This window comes from Methylosinus sp. LW3, assembly GCF_000527115.1.
Lineage (GTDB): Bacteria > Pseudomonadota > Alphaproteobacteria > Rhizobiales > Beijerinckiaceae > Methylosinus.
Map to the genome: position 1 here is coordinate 904,495 of NZ_AZUO01000001.1, position 14,594 is coordinate 919,088.

Genomic DNA, 14,594 nt, shown 5'->3' on the forward strand with positions numbered 1-14,594 from the left:
CGCATGTCGGCGATATTCCCATGTCGGGATGAGGAGAGGAGCGGCCGATGGCGGAGCATTGGTTTATTTCGGGCGCCAATAGGGGCATTGGCCATGGGCTGGCGACGCTGCTCGCCGCCCGCGGCGACGATGTCGACGCTTCCGTGCGCAGCGAGGAGGCGCGCGAGCGGCTGCAGCATGATGTGGCGCGCCATCGCGCGCGCTTCTCGATTCATGTCTTCGACCAGCGTGACGAGGCGGGGATTCGCGCCGCCGCGCGCGAGCTGGCGGAGCCGCTCGATGTGCTCGTCTGCAACGCCGGCGCCTATGGGCCGCAGACGCAATCGACATTGGACATGGATTTTCCTGGCGCGCTCGATCTCTTCGACATCAACACGCTGGGGCCGCTGCGGCTCGTTCAGGCCTTTCTGCCGCTGATGCTGAGCGCCGACAATCCGCGCATCGCGCTGATGTCGAGCGGGCTCGGCTCCATGGCGATGGAGGGCTCCACCAACATCGCCTATCGCGCCGCCAAAGCGGCGCTGAACAAGATCGCCCAAGGTCTCGCCCATGATCTGAAGCGCGAGAAGGTCACGGTCGTCGCGCTCAGTCCCGGCTGGGTGCGCACCGATATGGGCGGGAAGAACGCCGATCTCTCCGTAGAGGAGAGCGCGGGCGGAATCATAAGGACGCTCGATGCGCTGACCATAGCGGATACGGGCCGATTCCTCGATTATCGCGGCCTCGACGTTCCTTGGTAGCCGTCAATGCAGCGGGCGTGAGACGACATCGGCTCCGGCGGAGGCGGTGTCGCTCATCTGCTCGCCGAGACGCTGCAGCTGATCGCCGAGATTTTCGCGGGTGCGCGGATCGATGACGGCGAAGGGCGTCGAGACCGCGACGCTCGCCGCCGTCCCCACGGTCGAGGCTGCGCCGGTCGCCACCTGGCCCAGGCGCTCGCCCACGCCATTCTGATTGTCGGCGAGCGTCTGGCCCTCCGCCAGCCGCGCGCCGATGGAGCGCACGATCTCCGGCGATTGCGCGAATGTGCCATGGCCGAGCGGGTCGGCGGATTTCACTGTCGAGAGATCGACGACCTTGAAGCGCCGCTCCTCCAGAGCGTCCTTGAACGGCTCGCGCTCGGGATCGATGCCGCCGAGCCGCACCTTGTCGCCCCACACGCGGCGGGAAGCGGCCAGCGCCTCATCCTCGCGCGAGACGAAGAGCGTGAATATGGCGCGACGCTCGTCGATCTCGGCGATCTGCCGCGAGAACACGTCGTAATCGACGTCGGGCGCGGCCAGCATCACATTTTTGATCTTGGATGGGAGGCCGCGGTCGCGGATCGCCATTTGGCGCAGCGCTTCCAGCGTCACCCAATTGCCCATGGAATGCGCCAGTATCGAGATCTCGCCGACGGACGGGTCCTTGGCGAGCATATGCAGCACATGCTCCAGCGCGTCGCGCGAATAGCTCGCGCTCTCATGGTCATAGCCATAGTCGAGCAGCTTGCCGCGCGAGGGCCAGGTGAACAGCACCGGCAGCGCGCTCGTGCCGGAATCATGGACGATCTGCGCGAGGCGATAGACCGCCTCGGCGAAGAGTGTGTTGAAGCCGTGGACGAAGACCAGAGCTTGACGCTTGGGCGTCTTGACGATGCGCGCGTCGAAGCGGCGCGCCGCCTCCTGCTGGCCGAGCAGATCGGCGCGGAGGGTGACGAATTCGCGGGAGGGGTCGCCCGGCAAAGAGTCGGGCCATTGCACCTCGCCGATCTGGCGCGCGCCGTCCGGCGGAATGGAGATGGCGATATCGGCGAAGGCGAGGCCTTTGCCACGCTCGCCGGTGAAGAGATCTCCCGGCTCTGCGCCGCGATCGCTGCGCGTGGTGGCGACCAGCAATTCGACGCGGCTCGTCCCCGCCGTTTGCGGCTGCGGGGTCAGCACGCCATGGGGGCGCCCGCCGCAGCCGCCCGTCGCGAGGGCGAGGCAGAGGGCGAACGACGGAAGACGAACGCGTTTCGAAAAGCGGCTCATTCGGCAAAGCTCCCGATCCCACCCGGGAATAAACCGCCGGCCGAGGCGAGTCACGCGCTTCCATTCCCCATTCGAGGAGCGGCGGCGACGATCGATCGGGAAAGATCGGACATCGAAAGGTGTTGGTAACCGTTGTGTAGCGAGATTACGTGCAAATTTTCAAACTCATAGCGAAGTGTGCGATCCATGGCGGACAGCTCGGCCGGGAAACTTCCTTGCGCCTATCTCCTCGCGGCGACTCTCGCCGCTTGCTTCACACCCCTCGTCCTCGGCTGGGCCGGCGGCGATCCGCTGCTTTGCTGGGCCGCGGCGGCGCTCGCCGCTTTCGCGGCGGCGAGCGCGATCGAGCGCCGCCTCTCGGCGCAGATCGCAGGCTTGGAGAAAATCGCCGCGGGTGATCGCTACGCGCCTTTTCCGCCCGCGAGCGGACGTTCGGCGGCGCGGCTCCGCGGCGTCGCGGAGGAGCTGCGTCGCGCTTTGATCGCCGCCGACGCTTTCGCCGTCGCCGAGCGCAGCCGCGCGGCGGAGCAGTCGATTCGCGAGGCCGGCCGAGCCTTCTTCCTGCGGCGGCTGAGCCAAATCGCGGAGGCGACGGAAGATGCGCTCACCGTCGCCGACGCCGGCGTGCGGTCGGCGGCGGGCGACTGCGCCGCCTGCAATGGCGATATGCTCCGCCGCCGTCTCTCCGATGCGGCCGTCGCCGCCGCCACTGCGGCGGAAGATGTCGACGGACTGGCGCTGGCGGCGCGGGACGCCATCATCGGCCTCGTCGCGCGCTCCTCGCTCCAGGTGACGGCGGCGCGCCGGGCGGCCGATCGCAGCGCCGCCGATCTCACGCGCGCGGAAGAAATCGTGCGCGGTCTCGCCGCCGCCGCCGGCCGCATCGGCGCAGTGAGCAAGCTCATCCAGTCGATCGCCGGCCAGACCTCGCTGCTCGCGCTCAATGCGACCATAGAGGCGGCGCGCGCCGGCGAGAGCGGGCGCGGCTTCGCCGTGGTGGCGAGCGAGGTGAAAACGCTCGCCAATCAAACCTCGCGCGCGGCCGCCGAAATCGAGATGCAGATCGACTCCATACGTTTCGCGGTGGAGGAGACGGTCGGCGCTATCGCCGAAGTGTCGACGAGCGTCGAGGCGGTCGCCGGCGTCAATCGCGACCTCGCCGACACTCTGAGCCGGGAGGCGGCCGATCTCGAAGGCATAGGAGCGCGCGCGTCCCTCGTCGCCCGCGGCGTTGGCGAGCCGCTGCCGGATGTCGGCGGCGCCGTCGCGCAGGCGCATTCCGCCGGCCGCTCGGCGCTCGCCGCCGCCGAGACGCTGCTCGACAGCTCGAAGAGCCTCGTTTGCGCTGTCGATCGCTATTTCGCCGATCTCGACAATGGCGCGATCCGCATCGGAATATTGCATTCGCTCTCCGGCACGATGACGAGCAGCGAGCGGCCGCTGCAGGAGCTGCTGACGATGCTGGTCGAGCGCTGCAATGCGCAGGGCGGCCTCCTCGGACGCCCGCTCGAGGCGGTGATCCTCGATCCGCGCTCCGATCCCGCCCTCTACGCCGAGCAGGCGCGCCTTCTCTTGGAGGAGCGCGGCGTCGCGGCGATCTTCGGCTGCTGGACCTCCGCCTCGCGCAAAGCCGTGCTTCCGGTGGTCGAAAAGGCCAAGGGCCTGCTCTTCTATCCGAGCCAATATGAGGGCGAGGAGCGTTCGCCCAATATCGTCTACTCTGGCGGCACGCCGAGCCAGACGGCGATCCCCGCCGTGGACTTTCTGAAAGGCCTCGGCGCGCGGCGCTTTCTGCTCATCGGCAATGACGACGTCTATCCGCGCGTCACCAACGTCATTCTGCGCGCCTATCTCGCCGCGCATGGCGCGGATGCGTCCGATATCGCCGAAATCTATGCGCCGTCCGGCCTCGAGGATTGGCGCGCCATCGCCAGAGACGCGCGTCGCTTCGCCGCCCGGTCCGGCGCGGCGATCGTCTCGACGGTGAGCGGCGACGCCAATCTGCGCTTTTTCGGCGCGCTTGGCGATGTCGCTTTCGCGCCGACCTTGTCGCTGTCGATCGGCGAGGCGGAGCTGCCGGCGCTCGCTCATTGCGATATCGACGGGCTCTATGTCGCCTGGAATTACCTCCAGGCGATCGACCGCCCGGAGAATCACCGCTTCGTCGAGCAATGGCGGCGCTATAAGAACGCGCCCGACGCCACGACCAATGACGCGATGGAGGCGAGCTATCTCGGCTTCGAGCTATGGCGCGCGGCGGTCGCCGCTGCGGGCTCCGTCGATGTCGCGGCGGTGCGCCGCGCGTTGCCGCTGCATGCGCTCCGCGCGCCGAGCGGCTTCTCCCTGAGGCTGGACGCCGAGACGCAGCATCTGCACAAGCCGGCTTTCATCGGCCGGGTCGCGCGCGGAGGCATCGCTCCGGTCTTCGTCGGGGACGGGCTGATCGCGCCGCAGCCCTGGAGCCCTTGGCTCACCAAGAACCGCGCCGGAAAGGCGCGCGCCGCGTGACCGCGCGAGATCGCGCGCCGCCGGAAAACGAAACGAGCCCGAAGGCTCGCGGTGCGAGGCCGTAGCCTCGGACCGCGAGCCTTCGGGCTCGCTCTAAGAAGCCCTCGAGGAAAGATCAGGGCGTGGCGGCCGTCTTCAGCTTGGAGAGGGCGCGGATTTTCACGCGCACGCTCGCCGGCTTGGCGGCGGCCTTGACCATCTCGCCCGTGGCGGGATTGCGCACCAGAGTGCCGGCCTTGCGCGCCGGAACCTTGCGCAGCGACACTTTCAGCAGGCCGGGCAGGGTGAACTCGCCGACGCCGCGCGGATGCACGGAGCCGAGGAACACCTCCTCGAGCGTGGCGTAGACCGCAGCGGCGGTCTTGCGCGGAAGCTCGTTCTGCTCGGCGAGCAGATTGATCAGAGCGGACTTGGTCAGGCTCTCCTTCACAGGACGAACCGCAGCGGCTTCGGGCTTCTTGGCCTTCTTGGCCACCGCCGCAGGCTTCTCGCTCTTCGCCTTGGCCATCGCAAATCTCCCTCGAACCGAAAAGAGACGCGTCGCATCGGACGCGCCATGTGAGGATTCGTTTGCTAACGCTTCGAGAAGTGATTCGCAATCGGCGCGATGCTCGATTTTTGCAATGCCGGCTGCGCAAAATCACTCGTCGAACACGCCCTCCAGCGCATAATGCGTCACCGTCTTGCGGTTGGCGATGAGCTCGTCGATCGTCGGCTCGCCCTTCAAAGCGCGGGAAATCGCCAGCTTCGTCGCCTCGTAATTGGTGCGATAGAGATCGCGCCGATCGAGATTGGGATCGGTGGCGCAACGCGGATCGAGCCAGATCATGATGATCATGACCAGATCATTCACCTGATCTTTCGGAATGATTCCTTCCGAAACCGCATCGACGATGGCGTCGCCGGTCGCCGCCTGCACGACGCCGCCGAGCAGCTCGACGTAATCATTGGAGCGCACCGTCATCTTGGTCGTCATCATGGTGGCGGGGCGCACCTGCTGATTGAGATCGCGAATGACGAACATGCGCGGATGGCCCGCGACCTGTCCCGTCATGGAGGCGAAAGCCGTCCCCACCGGGCCTTTCACGCTGCCGATCATGACTTCGGGCATGGCGTCGGTATATTGCCCGTCCGCCGCCAGAACCGTCGCTTCGCCCGTGGCCAGCCAGATCTCGCTCATATGGTTTTTCCTTCTCTTTCGTCGGAGGCGGTCGAATAGCACCGGCAGTCCGCCGCAGGAAGGGGCGCGCGTCGACGCCTTTAATTCTATCTTCTAAATGTGATTATCGCGCGCTAGACTGCGGCTCTGTTTCGAGAGAGGCCGCAATGAAGAGTTTCGCCCCGTCACTTCTCCTCGCCGGCGCTGTCGCCGGCCTCGCCTTCGCCGGTCACGTCTTTGCGCAATCGGAGGCGGCGCGCCGCCTCGTCGGTCCCGCCGCCTTCAGCGATTGGCGACAGGACGCGCCGGGAAGCTGGCGCAAGATCACCGTGCAGGATTTGCCCGCGCCGCTGGCCAGCGAGCCGACCGCCGCGCGCTCGCAGGTGGTCGCGCGGCCGGACGGCGCCGCGCCCAAGACCCTCGCGGGCTTTTCGGCGGAGATATTCGCCTCCGGCCTCCAAGGCCCGCGCGTCATTCGCCATGCGCCCAATGGCGATATTTTCGTCACCGAGAGCGTCGGCGGCCGGCTCCGCGTCTTTCGCCTCCAGGATGGAAAAATCGCGCCGGCCTCGTCCCATGTCTTCGCCTCGGAACTCGAGCGTCCCTATGGGATAGCCTTCTATCCGCCGGGGCCGGAGCCGCGCTTCGTCTATGTCGGCACGCCGACGAAAGTGCTGCGCTTCCCTTATAAGAACGGCGATCTCGCCGCCTCCGGCCCCGCCGAGACGATCGCGACCCTGCCCGGCGCCGATGGCGGCCATTGGACGCGCGATCTCGTCTTCTCGCGCGACGGCAAGACGCTCTATGTCTCCGTCGGCTCCAAGACCAATGTCGCCGAAGGCCATCCGCGCCCTTCCGCGCAGGAGGTCGCGCAGCTCGAGGCGGCGCATGGGCAGGGCGCGAGCGCCGGCGCCGAATTCGAGCGCGCGACAGTGCTCGCCATAGACCCGGAAGGTAAGAGCCGGCGCAATGTCGCCAATGGGCTGCGCAATTGCTCCGGCCTGCAATTGCGGCCGGGGACCGACGATCTGTGGTGCGTCGTCAATGAGCGCGACATGCTCGGCGACGATCTGCCGCCCGATTACGCCACGCGCGTGAAGGAGGGAGCCTTCTACGGCTGGCCCTGGCACTACATCGGCGCGCATGAGGACCCCCGCCACGCCGGCGAGCGTCCCGATCTCTCGAGCAAGATCACCGTTCCCGATGTGCTGTTCCAGCCGCATTCGGCCCCGCTCGGCATCGCCTTCTACGACGGCGGCCAGTTCCCGGCGGAGTATAAGGGCGACGCTTTCGTCGCTCTGCACGGCTCCTGGAACCGCGCCAAGCGCACCGGCTACAAGATCGTGCGCCTCTCTTTCAAGGATGGCGTCCCGAACGGCGAGTATCAGGATTTTCTCACCGGCTTCGTCGTGGACGACACGCGCGTCTGGGGCCGCCCCGTCGATGTCGCCGTGGCGCGCGACGGCTCGCTGCTGGTGAGCGAGGACGGCAATGGGACGATCTGGCGCGTGTCCTATAGCGGCGCGGCCGCGCCTGTGCAGACCTCGGGAAATTGAGCCCCGAGAAGGCCGCGCCCGTTTCGACGCGTCGTCAGTGCTGGGCGCGTTCCTTGTGCTGGGGCTGGGCGCGCGCCCGCGCTTCCGCGGGCATGCTGGTCCGATCGATGTAACCGGGCTGGTATTCGCCGCACCAATCCTCCGCAGTCACGAGGGGCCATGCCGTGTCCATGGTTCCCTCATGGCCGCGCATGGGCAGTGGGGCGTTGCGGCGGCATTGGTTGTCCGGCTGGCGCCAAAAACGACAATCTCCGCAGTGCATAAGCGTCTCCTGTGCAGAATTCGTCGCCCGAGCCATTCAATCTGCGGACCTTCAAAAGGTTCCAAACGAGCGGCGTGTCCCGATGACGCGTCCCGCCGCCGAGAGAGGGCGGCGCGCGACCCTCGCGGCTGGACGCGGCGGGCGCCTTTGGCCTATTTCATGGGAAAAATGCCGGGTGACGATCTCGTCCCCAGGCTTTTCCTGGAAACGCCGAGGCTCGCGCTATGTCCCTCCCACTCGTCACGCCGGGCCGCAAGCTCGGCTCCATCGCCCTTTGGACCGCAATCGTCGCGCTCGGCGTTTTCTCGCTCTTCACTCTGGCGATGGCGCGGGGCGAGACCGTCAACGCAATGTGGCTGGTGGCGGCGGCGATCTGCGTCTATCTCGTCGCATATCGCTTCTATTCGCTGTTCATCGCGGAGCGCGTGCTCGGCCTCGATCCGCAGCGCAAGACGCCGGCGCATCGCCACAATGACGGGCTCGATTATGTGCCGACCGACAAATATGTGCTGTTCGGCCATCATTTCGCGGCCATAGCCGGGGCGGGGCCGCTGGTCGGCCCGGTGCTGGCGGCGCAAATGGGCTATCTGCCCGGCACGCTCTGGCTGCTCACCGGCGTCGTCTTCGCCGGCGCGGTGCAGGATTTCGTGGTGCTGTTCATCTCGACGCGGCGCGACGGGCGCTCGCTCGGAGATCTCATCAAGACGGAGCTCGGCCCGGCCGCCGGAATCGTCGCCATGGTCGGCATTCTCACCATCATGGTCATATTGCTCGCCGTGCTGGCGCTCATCGTCGTCAAGGCGCTGGCGGACAGCCCCTGGGGCTTCTTCACGGTCTTCGCCACTCTGCCCATCGCCGTGCTGATGGGCGTCTATGGCCGCTATTTGCGTCCCGGCCGTATTTTCGAAATGTCGGTGATCGGCTTCGTGCTGCTCATCGGCTCCATTGCGCTCGGCCGCACTGTCGCCGAGACGCCGGCGCTCGCCGCGCTCTTCACCTTCAAAGGCGAGGCGCTCGCCTTCATGCTCATCGGCTATGGTTTCGTCGCCTCTGTGCTGCCGGTGTGGTTCCTGCTCGCGCCGCGCGACTATCTCTCCACCTTTCTGAAGATCGGCACCATCGCCTCGCTCGCGCTCGGCATTTTCTATGTGGCGCCCGAGCTGAAAATGCCGGCGGTCAGCCGCTTCATCGACGGAACCGGCCCGGTCTTCGCGGGCAGCGTCTTTCCCTTCCTGTTCATCACCCTCGCCTGCGGCGCCATCTCCGGCTTTCACGCGCTGGTCTCGTCCGGCACCACGCCCAAGATGATCGGCGACGAGGCGCAGATCCGCTTCATCGGCTATGGCGCGATGCTGATGGAGTCTTTTGTGGCCATAATGGCGCTGGTCGCCGCCACCGTGCTCGATCCGGGCGTCTATTTCGCCATGAACAGCGCGCCCGCTGTCATCGGCTCCACGGTCGACACGGCGGCGCAGACCATCTCGTCCTGGGGCTTCGTCATCACGCCGGAGGCGCTGAGCCATGCGGCGGCCGAGGTCGGCGAGAAGACGGTGCTCTCGCGCGCGGGCGGCGCGCCGACGCTCGCCGTCGGCATGGCGAAAATCCTGTCGGGGGCGATCGGCGGCTCCTCGATGACCGCCTTCTGGTATCATTTCGCCATTCTGTTCGAGGCGCTGTTCATCCTCACCACTGTGGACGCCGGCACGCGGGTCGCGCGCTTCATGATTCAGGATCTCGTCGGAACCTTCTGGCCGCGCTTCAAGCATACGCGCGCCTGGATTCCCAATTTCGGCGCAACGGGGCTCGCCGTCGCCGGCTGGGGCTGGTTCCTCTATCAGGGCGTCATCGATCCTCTCGGCGGCATCAACACGCTCTGGCCCATGTTCGGCATCGCCAATCAAATGCTGGCGGCCATAGCGCTCACGCTCTGCACAGTGGTGCTGTTCCGCATGAAGCGGGAGCGTTACGCCTTCATCGCCGCGGCGCCGGCGGCCTGGCTCTATATCTGCACGCTGACGGCGGGCGCGGAGAAGATTTTCCATCCCGATCCGAAGATCGGCTTCCTCGCCCATGCGTCGCGCTATTCGGCCGCGGCGGCGGAGGGCAGACTGCTCGCGCCGGCCAAGACCGCCGCCGAGATGAGCCGCATCATCTTCAACGATTATGTGAATACGACGCTCTGCGCCATCTTCATCGCGCTCGTATTGTCGATGCTGTTCTTCGGCCTGCGGGCGATCGGCGAGGCGCGGCGCGCGACCAGCGTCACCACCAGGGAGACGAGCGATGAGCTGCACGATCTGCGGATTGCCCGCGCTTGATCTCGCCAAGTTCGGGCGGAAGCTGCGCGACGGCGCGCGGCTGATGATCGGGCAGGGGGATTATGAGGCCTATCTCGCGCATCGGCGCGCCAATCATCCGGACGAGCCGACGATGACGCACGAGGAGTTCTTCCTCGAGCGTCAGGCCAGCCGTTTCGGCGAAGGCGGCCGGCGCGCGATGCGCTGCTGCTAGAGTGTTTTTCGGTTCGGATCGAGTCGCGGAAAGATTTCAGCACTCGGCCCGGCCGAGCGCCCGAAAAGTGAGCAGCGCGGCGGCTTCCGAGGTGTTCAGCGCATAGGCCATATAGAGAAATCCGAGACGCGTGATCCGCGTCTCGCGGATTTTTTCGACCAGCTCCGCCGTCTCGACGGGCGCGAGCGAGGCGAACTCTTGCAGTATATCTTCCGCCGCATGGCGGAATCTCTCGCGCTCGCTGAGCGTAGCTCCATCCCAAAGTTTCGGATTGGACCCGAATTTCGCGAACAGCGATTTCGCGACGGTTTCGATCAGGTCGATCATGTGAGTTCTCTATGTGAGCAGTGATTTTTGAACGCTGTTTCCACCCTCGGCACATTCTTGATTTTGTTCCAGCCTATTGCGGAGCCGCTGCGTCGCGAAGCTCGATAATCTACGCATTCGCGCGCGGGGAGGGGCGAGACGCGCAGCCCCGCCTCGGGGGCGCGCCTCACGTCTCGCGCGCCTTCACCTTTTCGCGCTTCTGCTCTAATCTCCCGGCCATGTCCGCTGACGCTGATCTTTCCTTGGAGACGGGGCTCGCCGCGCTCGTCGATTGGTATGTGTCGATCGGCGTCGACATAGCGATCGACGAGACGCCGCATGACCGTTTCGCCGAGAGCGCCGCGCCGCCGCCGGCCCGCGCCGTCGCGCCTCCGTCCATAGTCGCGCCCACACCCGCGCCCGCGCGTCGGGCCGAGCCGCCGGCGCGGGAGACTCGCTCCCTGCGCTCCGCCGCTCCCGTCTTTACCGAAGAGGCCGCCCGCGCCGCCCGCGACGCTGCGGGCGCGGCGCGGACGATCGAGGAATTGCAGGAGCGGCTCGCGGGTTTCGACGGCTGCGCGCTGAAGGCGACGGCCGGGCATTTTCTCTTCGCGGCCGGCGTGGCCAGCGCGCCTCTCATGGTTCTGGATTTCTCGCCCGGCGAGGAGGAGGAGCGCGGCGGCGAGGCTTTCGTCGGGCCGGAGGCGCGGCTGCTCGACAATATGCTGCGCGCGATCCGGCGCGACCGCTCCAGCGCCTATCTCGCCTATGCGACCCCTTGGCGTCCGCCCGGCGCGCGCGAGCTCAGCCCCGTGGAGATTGCGGCGCTGCTGCCCTTCCTGCGCCGCCATGTGGAGCTGGCCGCCCCGCGCGCTCTGCTGATCCTCGGCGATTTCGCCGCCCGCGCCGCGCTCGGCTCGCCGGATGTCGCGCGCTATCGCAACGCTTGGTTCGATTATGATTGCGGCGTCGGGACTGTGCGCGCGCTGCTCGTGCCATCGCTCGCCAGCCTGCTCAGGACGCCGGCGATGAAGCGCCGCGCCTGGCGCGATCTGCGCGCGGTGGCGGCGGCGCTCGGCTGATTATTCCGCCGCTTCGCCCTTGTCGGCGCCGCCGAAACGGCCGGCGACATAATCCTCGACGATGCGGGTGAATTCTTCCGCTATGCCCTCGCCGCGCAAGGTCATCGCCTTCTTGCCGTCGATGAAGACGGGGGCCGTCGGCGCCTCGCCCGTTCCGGGAAGCGAAATGCCGATATCGGCGTGCTTCGACTCGCCCGGCCCGTTGACGATGCAGCCCATCACCGCGACATTCAGCGTCTCGACGCCCGGATAATCCTGCCGCCAGACGGCCATGCGGTCGCGAATATGCGACTGAATATCGCGCGCCAGCTCCTGAAACACGGTGGAGGTGGTGCGGCCACAGCCGGGGCAGGCGGCGACCAGCGGCACGAAGGTGCGAAAGCCCATCGTCTGCAAAATCTCTTGCGCGACGCGCACCTCATTGGCGCGGTCGCCGCCGGGCTCCGGCGTCAGCGACACGCGGATCGTGTCGCCTATGCCGTCCTGCAGCAGCACGCCCAGCGCCGCCGCCGATGCGACCACGCCCTTCGATCCCATGCCGGCCTCGGTGAGGCCGAGATGCAGCGCATAGTCGCTGCGCAGCGCCAGCATGCGATAGACGGCGATGAGGTCCTGCACGGCGGAGACCTTGGCCGAGATGACGATCTTGTCGCGCGAGAGGCCGATCTCCTCGGCGCGCTCGGCGGAGATCAGCGCCGAGCGGGCCAGCGCCTCGCGCGTCACCGCGCGCATGTCGAGCGGCGCGGCGGAATTGGCGTTGATATCCATCAAATGGGTCAGCAACTCCTGGTCGAGCGAGCCCCAATTGGCGCCGATGCGCACCGCCTTGCCATGCTTTATGGCCAGCTCGACGATCGCGCCGAATTGCCGGTCTTTCTTCTCCTTGAAGCCGACATTGCCGGGATTGATGCGATATTTTTCGAGCGCTTCGCCGCAGGCCGGATGATCGGCGAGCAGCTTGTGGCCGATGTAATGGAAATCGCCGATCAGCGGGACGTCGATATTCTTCTGCGCGAGACGATCGCGAATATGCGGCACGGCGGCGGCGGCCTCGTCGCGATCGACGGTGATGCGCACCAGCTCCGAGCCGGCGCGGACCAGCGATTCGATCTGCGCGACCGTGGAGTCGACATCGGCCGTGTCGGTATTGGTCATGGACTGGACGACGATTGGGGCGCCGCCGCCGATCGTCACCGCGCGCGGCCCCCGGCCGATCGTCACCGCCGCCGTCCTATGGCGCGGCGCCGGCTCGGCGGAGATGGGGTCGGGAAGGCGGGTCTCGATTTCGTCGGTCATCGTCGGTCTTGTCCCCTCGATGGGATTTGGCCCTTGGTGGGCCGGAACGCGTCTCGCGTCAAGCTGGCGGCAAAGCGATAGGTCGGCAGCCGACTCCTCGTGGGAGCGGGAGCTTCCACCTCCCCCTGGAGGGGGGAGGTCGAGCGCCGCAGGCGCTCGGGAGGGTGTGACGCGCCGAGTCTCGCGAGCTTCACCCCACCCCGTCCGGCTTCGCCGGCCGACCCTCCCCCTGAAGGGGAGGGTGGAACGCCTCGGCCGGCGGCAGCAGCCCCATGCGCTTGGCGAGGATGCGGTCCACCAGCCGCGCCGGCAGCAGGCGCGGCAGCAGCCAATCCAATAGATAGTTCGGCACGACGCGAATGCGCGCCGGGGGCCGCTTCTCGGTCAGCGCGCGCAGCACGGCGGTGGCGACGCGCTCCGGCGGCGGCCCGAGCCGGCCCTTCTCCACCGCCCATTTCTGCAGCCTGCGGGCGGAGGGGCCGTAGACGGTGGAATCATAGCGGCCGAAATCGGCGCTCTCGGCCTTGTCCCATATGGGCGTGGCGATCACGCCCGGCTCTATGACGACAACATCGACGCCGAAAATCATCAGCTCGCGCCGCAACGAGTCGGACAAGCCCTCGAGCGCATGTTTGGAGGCGGCATAGGCGCCGAGAAAGGGCGAGGCGAAGCTGCCCGCCACCGAGCTCATATTGACGATGCGGCCGGGCGGGCCGCGGCGCTTTTCCGGGCGCGCGCCGAGCAGAGGCGCGAAAGCCTGGGTGACGGCGATCTGGCCGATCACATTGACCTCGAGCTGAAGGCGAACCTCCTCTATCGGCTGATAGAGAAGCGGCGCCGGAAACGCCGCCCCGGCGTTGTTGACGAGGCCGGCGAGGCTCGCTCCGTCGAGCCGCCACTCGGTCTCCCGCGCCGCCTGCGCCACTGCGGCGGCGTCGGTCACGTCGAAGAGGAGCGGAGTGAAGCTCGCCGCGCCGAAGCGCGCTCGCAGCCGCGCGCTGTCGGCCGGGTTGCGCACGCTGCCGAAGACATGGAAGCCCTGCGCCGTCAGCGCCTCCACCAGCGTGTAGCCTATGCCGGTGGAGACGCCGGTGACGACGACGAATTTTTTCTCGCTCATGCGCTCGCTCCCGCCAGCGCGCGCAAGGTCGCTATGGTGGAGGAATCGGCGCGGCCGTCGACCAGGGCGGGGCGGAAATGCCGCTGAAAGGCGGCGACCACGCCGGCGCAGGCTTGGTCGTAATCGCCGGTGACGTCGATCTTATAGCCGTAATCGGCCAGCGCCTGCTGCAATCGCCTCACCGCGTCGCCGCGCGCGCCGGTCTCCAGCGCAGCGCCGCCTGTGATGGCGGCGGGCTCGACATAATGGCCGACGCCCAGCTCGGCCAGCGTCTTCCAGGGGAAGAACTCGCCGGGGTCGATCTTGCGGCCGATGGCGATGTCCGAATGGGCGAGCACGCGCCGCGGCGCTATGCCCTGCCGCGCGCAAATATCGCGGCACAGCGCCGCCACCGCCTCGATCTGGCGGTCCGGGAAGGGGCGCGGATCGTCATGGCCGGGATGGACGATCTCTATGCCGATGGAGGCGGAGTTCAGATCGGTCTCGCCGGCCCAAAAGCTGCGGCCGGCGTGCCAGGCGCGGCGCGCCTCCGGCACGAGCTGCAGAATGGTCCCGTCCTCATCGACGAAATAATGTGAGGAGACCTGCGCTTCGGCGCTGGTGAGCAGCGCCAGGGCCGAAGCCGCCGTCGGCATGCCCGTGTAATGCAGGATCAGCGCGGAGATGGGCGTCAGCCGCTCATTGTGATTGGGCGAGGGACGGAAATCGGCGGCGTGCGGCGTGTCGGGTGAGGGCATTGCGATTCCGGTGAGCTGCCGCTTCTCTGAGAGAAGCTGCGTCGG

The 14,594-nt window shown here is 67.2% G+C and carries 13 protein-coding genes; 6 read left to right on the forward strand and 7 right to left on the reverse strand.

The features are described 5' to 3' along the window. The first annotated feature begins 47 nt into the window (after nt 1-47). The gene (locus METLW3_RS0104445) at nt 48-740 is read left to right on the forward strand and encodes an SDR family oxidoreductase (protein WP_024878774.1); all 693 of its coding nucleotides are present in this window, start codon (nt 48-50) and stop codon (nt 738-740) included. A 3-nt stretch (nt 741-743) separates the two neighbouring features. On the opposite strand, the gene METLW3_RS0104450 is transcribed toward METLW3_RS0104445, so the two are convergent. Beyond that, nucleotides 744-2,012, reverse strand: a complete 1,269-nt coding sequence (locus METLW3_RS0104450) for an alpha/beta hydrolase (protein ID WP_024878775.1) — start codon at nt 2,010-2,012, stop codon at nt 744-746. A 186-nt stretch (nt 2,013-2,198) separates the two neighbouring features. Between METLW3_RS0104450 and METLW3_RS26710 the strand changes: the two genes are divergently transcribed. Beyond that, a complete protein-coding gene (locus METLW3_RS26710) occupies nt 2,199-4,520 on the forward strand; it encodes a transporter substrate-binding protein (protein ID WP_024878776.1) in 2,322 nt (773 codons plus the stop codon). A 115-nt stretch (nt 4,521-4,635) separates the two neighbouring features. Here the strand turns inward: METLW3_RS26710 and METLW3_RS0104460 are convergent, their stop codons facing one another. Next, entirely contained in the window at nt 4,636-5,028 is a 393-nt protein-coding gene (locus METLW3_RS0104460) for an HU family DNA-binding protein (RefSeq protein WP_024878777.1), read from the reverse strand. Nucleotides 5,029-5,160: 132 nt separating this feature from the next. After that, complete coding sequence (gene fae, locus METLW3_RS0104465; RefSeq protein ID WP_024878778.1) at nt 5,161-5,700, reverse strand: formaldehyde-activating enzyme; 540 nt, start codon at nt 5,698-5,700, stop codon at nt 5,161-5,163. A gap of 146 nt (nt 5,701-5,846) precedes the next feature. On the opposite strand from fae, the gene METLW3_RS0104470 reads away from it, so the two are divergent. From METLW3_RS0104470 to METLW3_RS0104485, 3 genes are all read left to right on the forward strand, one after another. Continuing rightward, nucleotides 5,847-7,235: a sorbosone dehydrogenase family protein gene (locus METLW3_RS0104470; protein WP_024878779.1), complete on the forward strand. Its 1,389-nt coding sequence runs from the start codon at nt 5,847-5,849 to the stop codon at nt 7,233-7,235. Nucleotides 7,236-7,721: 486 nt separating this feature from the next. Continuing rightward, on the forward strand, nt 7,722-9,815 hold the full coding sequence (locus METLW3_RS0104480; RefSeq protein ID WP_024878780.1) for a carbon starvation CstA family protein: 2,094 nt from the start codon (nt 7,722-7,724) through the stop codon (nt 9,813-9,815). Beyond that, a complete protein-coding gene (locus tag METLW3_RS0104485; RefSeq protein WP_036308644.1) occupies nt 9,781-10,008 on the forward strand; it encodes a YbdD/YjiX family protein in 228 nt (75 codons plus the stop codon). The genes METLW3_RS0104480 and METLW3_RS0104485 overlap by 35 nt, the downstream gene beginning before the upstream one ends. 36 nt (nt 10,009-10,044) lie before the next feature. Here the strand turns inward: METLW3_RS0104485 and METLW3_RS0104490 are convergent, their stop codons facing one another. Continuing rightward, nucleotides 10,045-10,335 carry a hypothetical protein gene (locus tag METLW3_RS0104490; RefSeq protein ID WP_024878782.1) on the reverse strand — a complete coding sequence of 97 codons (291 nt, stop codon included), beginning with the start codon at nt 10,333-10,335 and terminating at the stop codon, nt 10,045-10,047. Between the two features lie 218 nt (nt 10,336-10,553). On the opposite strand from METLW3_RS0104490, the gene METLW3_RS0104495 reads away from it, so the two are divergent. Further along, complete coding sequence (locus tag METLW3_RS0104495; protein WP_024878783.1) at nt 10,554-11,396, forward strand: uracil-DNA glycosylase; 843 nt, start codon at nt 10,554-10,556, stop codon at nt 11,394-11,396. On the opposite strand, the gene ispG is transcribed toward METLW3_RS0104495, so the two are convergent. The 3 genes from ispG to METLW3_RS0104510 form a co-directional block, all read right to left on the reverse strand. Then, the gene (gene ispG, locus METLW3_RS0104500; RefSeq protein ID WP_024878784.1) at nt 11,397-12,692 is read right to left on the reverse strand and encodes a flavodoxin-dependent (E)-4-hydroxy-3-methylbut-2-enyl-diphosphate synthase; all 1,296 of its coding nucleotides are present in this window, start codon (nt 12,690-12,692) and stop codon (nt 11,397-11,399) included. A 190-nt stretch (nt 12,693-12,882) separates the two neighbouring features. Further along, a complete protein-coding gene (locus METLW3_RS0104505) occupies nt 12,883-13,812 on the reverse strand; it encodes an SDR family oxidoreductase (RefSeq protein WP_024878785.1) in 930 nt (309 codons plus the stop codon). Beyond that, nucleotides 13,809-14,549: an N-acetylmuramoyl-L-alanine amidase gene (locus METLW3_RS0104510; RefSeq protein ID WP_024878786.1), complete on the reverse strand. Its 741-nt coding sequence runs from the start codon at nt 14,547-14,549 to the stop codon at nt 13,809-13,811. Before METLW3_RS0104510 ends, METLW3_RS0104505 begins: the two co-directional genes overlap by 4 nt. Nucleotides 14,550-14,594: the final 45 nt, after the last annotated feature.

Excerpts from the sequence above, each read along its gene's own strand:
- METLW3_RS0104445 (WP_024878774.1), top strand. The coding sequence starts at position 48 with ATGGCGGAGCATTGGTTTATTTCGGGCGCCAATAGGGGCATTGGCCAT.
- METLW3_RS0104450 (WP_024878775.1), bottom strand. The coding sequence starts at position 2,012 with ATGAGCCGCTTTTCGAAACGCGTTCGTCTTCCGTCGTTCGCCCTCTGC.
- METLW3_RS26710 (WP_024878776.1), top strand. The coding sequence starts at position 2,199 with ATGGCGGACAGCTCGGCCGGGAAACTTCCTTGCGCCTATCTCCTCGCG.
- METLW3_RS0104460 (WP_024878777.1), bottom strand. The coding sequence starts at position 5,028 with ATGGCCAAGGCGAAGAGCGAGAAGCCTGCGGCGGTGGCCAAGAAGGCC.
- fae (WP_024878778.1), bottom strand. The coding sequence starts at position 5,700 with ATGAGCGAGATCTGGCTGGCCACGGGCGAAGCGACGGTTCTGGCGGCG.
- METLW3_RS0104470 (WP_024878779.1), top strand. The coding sequence starts at position 5,847 with ATGAAGAGTTTCGCCCCGTCACTTCTCCTCGCCGGCGCTGTCGCCGGC.
- METLW3_RS0104480 (WP_024878780.1), top strand. The coding sequence starts at position 7,722 with ATGTCCCTCCCACTCGTCACGCCGGGCCGCAAGCTCGGCTCCATCGCC.
- METLW3_RS0104485 (WP_036308644.1), top strand. The coding sequence starts at position 9,781 with ATGAGCTGCACGATCTGCGGATTGCCCGCGCTTGATCTCGCCAAGTTC.
- METLW3_RS0104490 (WP_024878782.1), bottom strand. The coding sequence starts at position 10,335 with ATGATCGACCTGATCGAAACCGTCGCGAAATCGCTGTTCGCGAAATTC.
- METLW3_RS0104495 (WP_024878783.1), top strand. The coding sequence starts at position 10,554 with ATGTCCGCTGACGCTGATCTTTCCTTGGAGACGGGGCTCGCCGCGCTC.
- ispG (WP_024878784.1), bottom strand. The coding sequence starts at position 12,692 with ATGACCGACGAAATCGAGACCCGCCTTCCCGACCCCATCTCCGCCGAG.
- METLW3_RS0104505 (WP_024878785.1), bottom strand. The coding sequence starts at position 13,812 with ATGAGCGAGAAAAAATTCGTCGTCGTCACCGGCGTCTCCACCGGCATA.
- METLW3_RS0104510 (WP_024878786.1), bottom strand. The coding sequence starts at position 14,549 with ATGCCCTCACCCGACACGCCGCACGCCGCCGATTTCCGTCCCTCGCCC.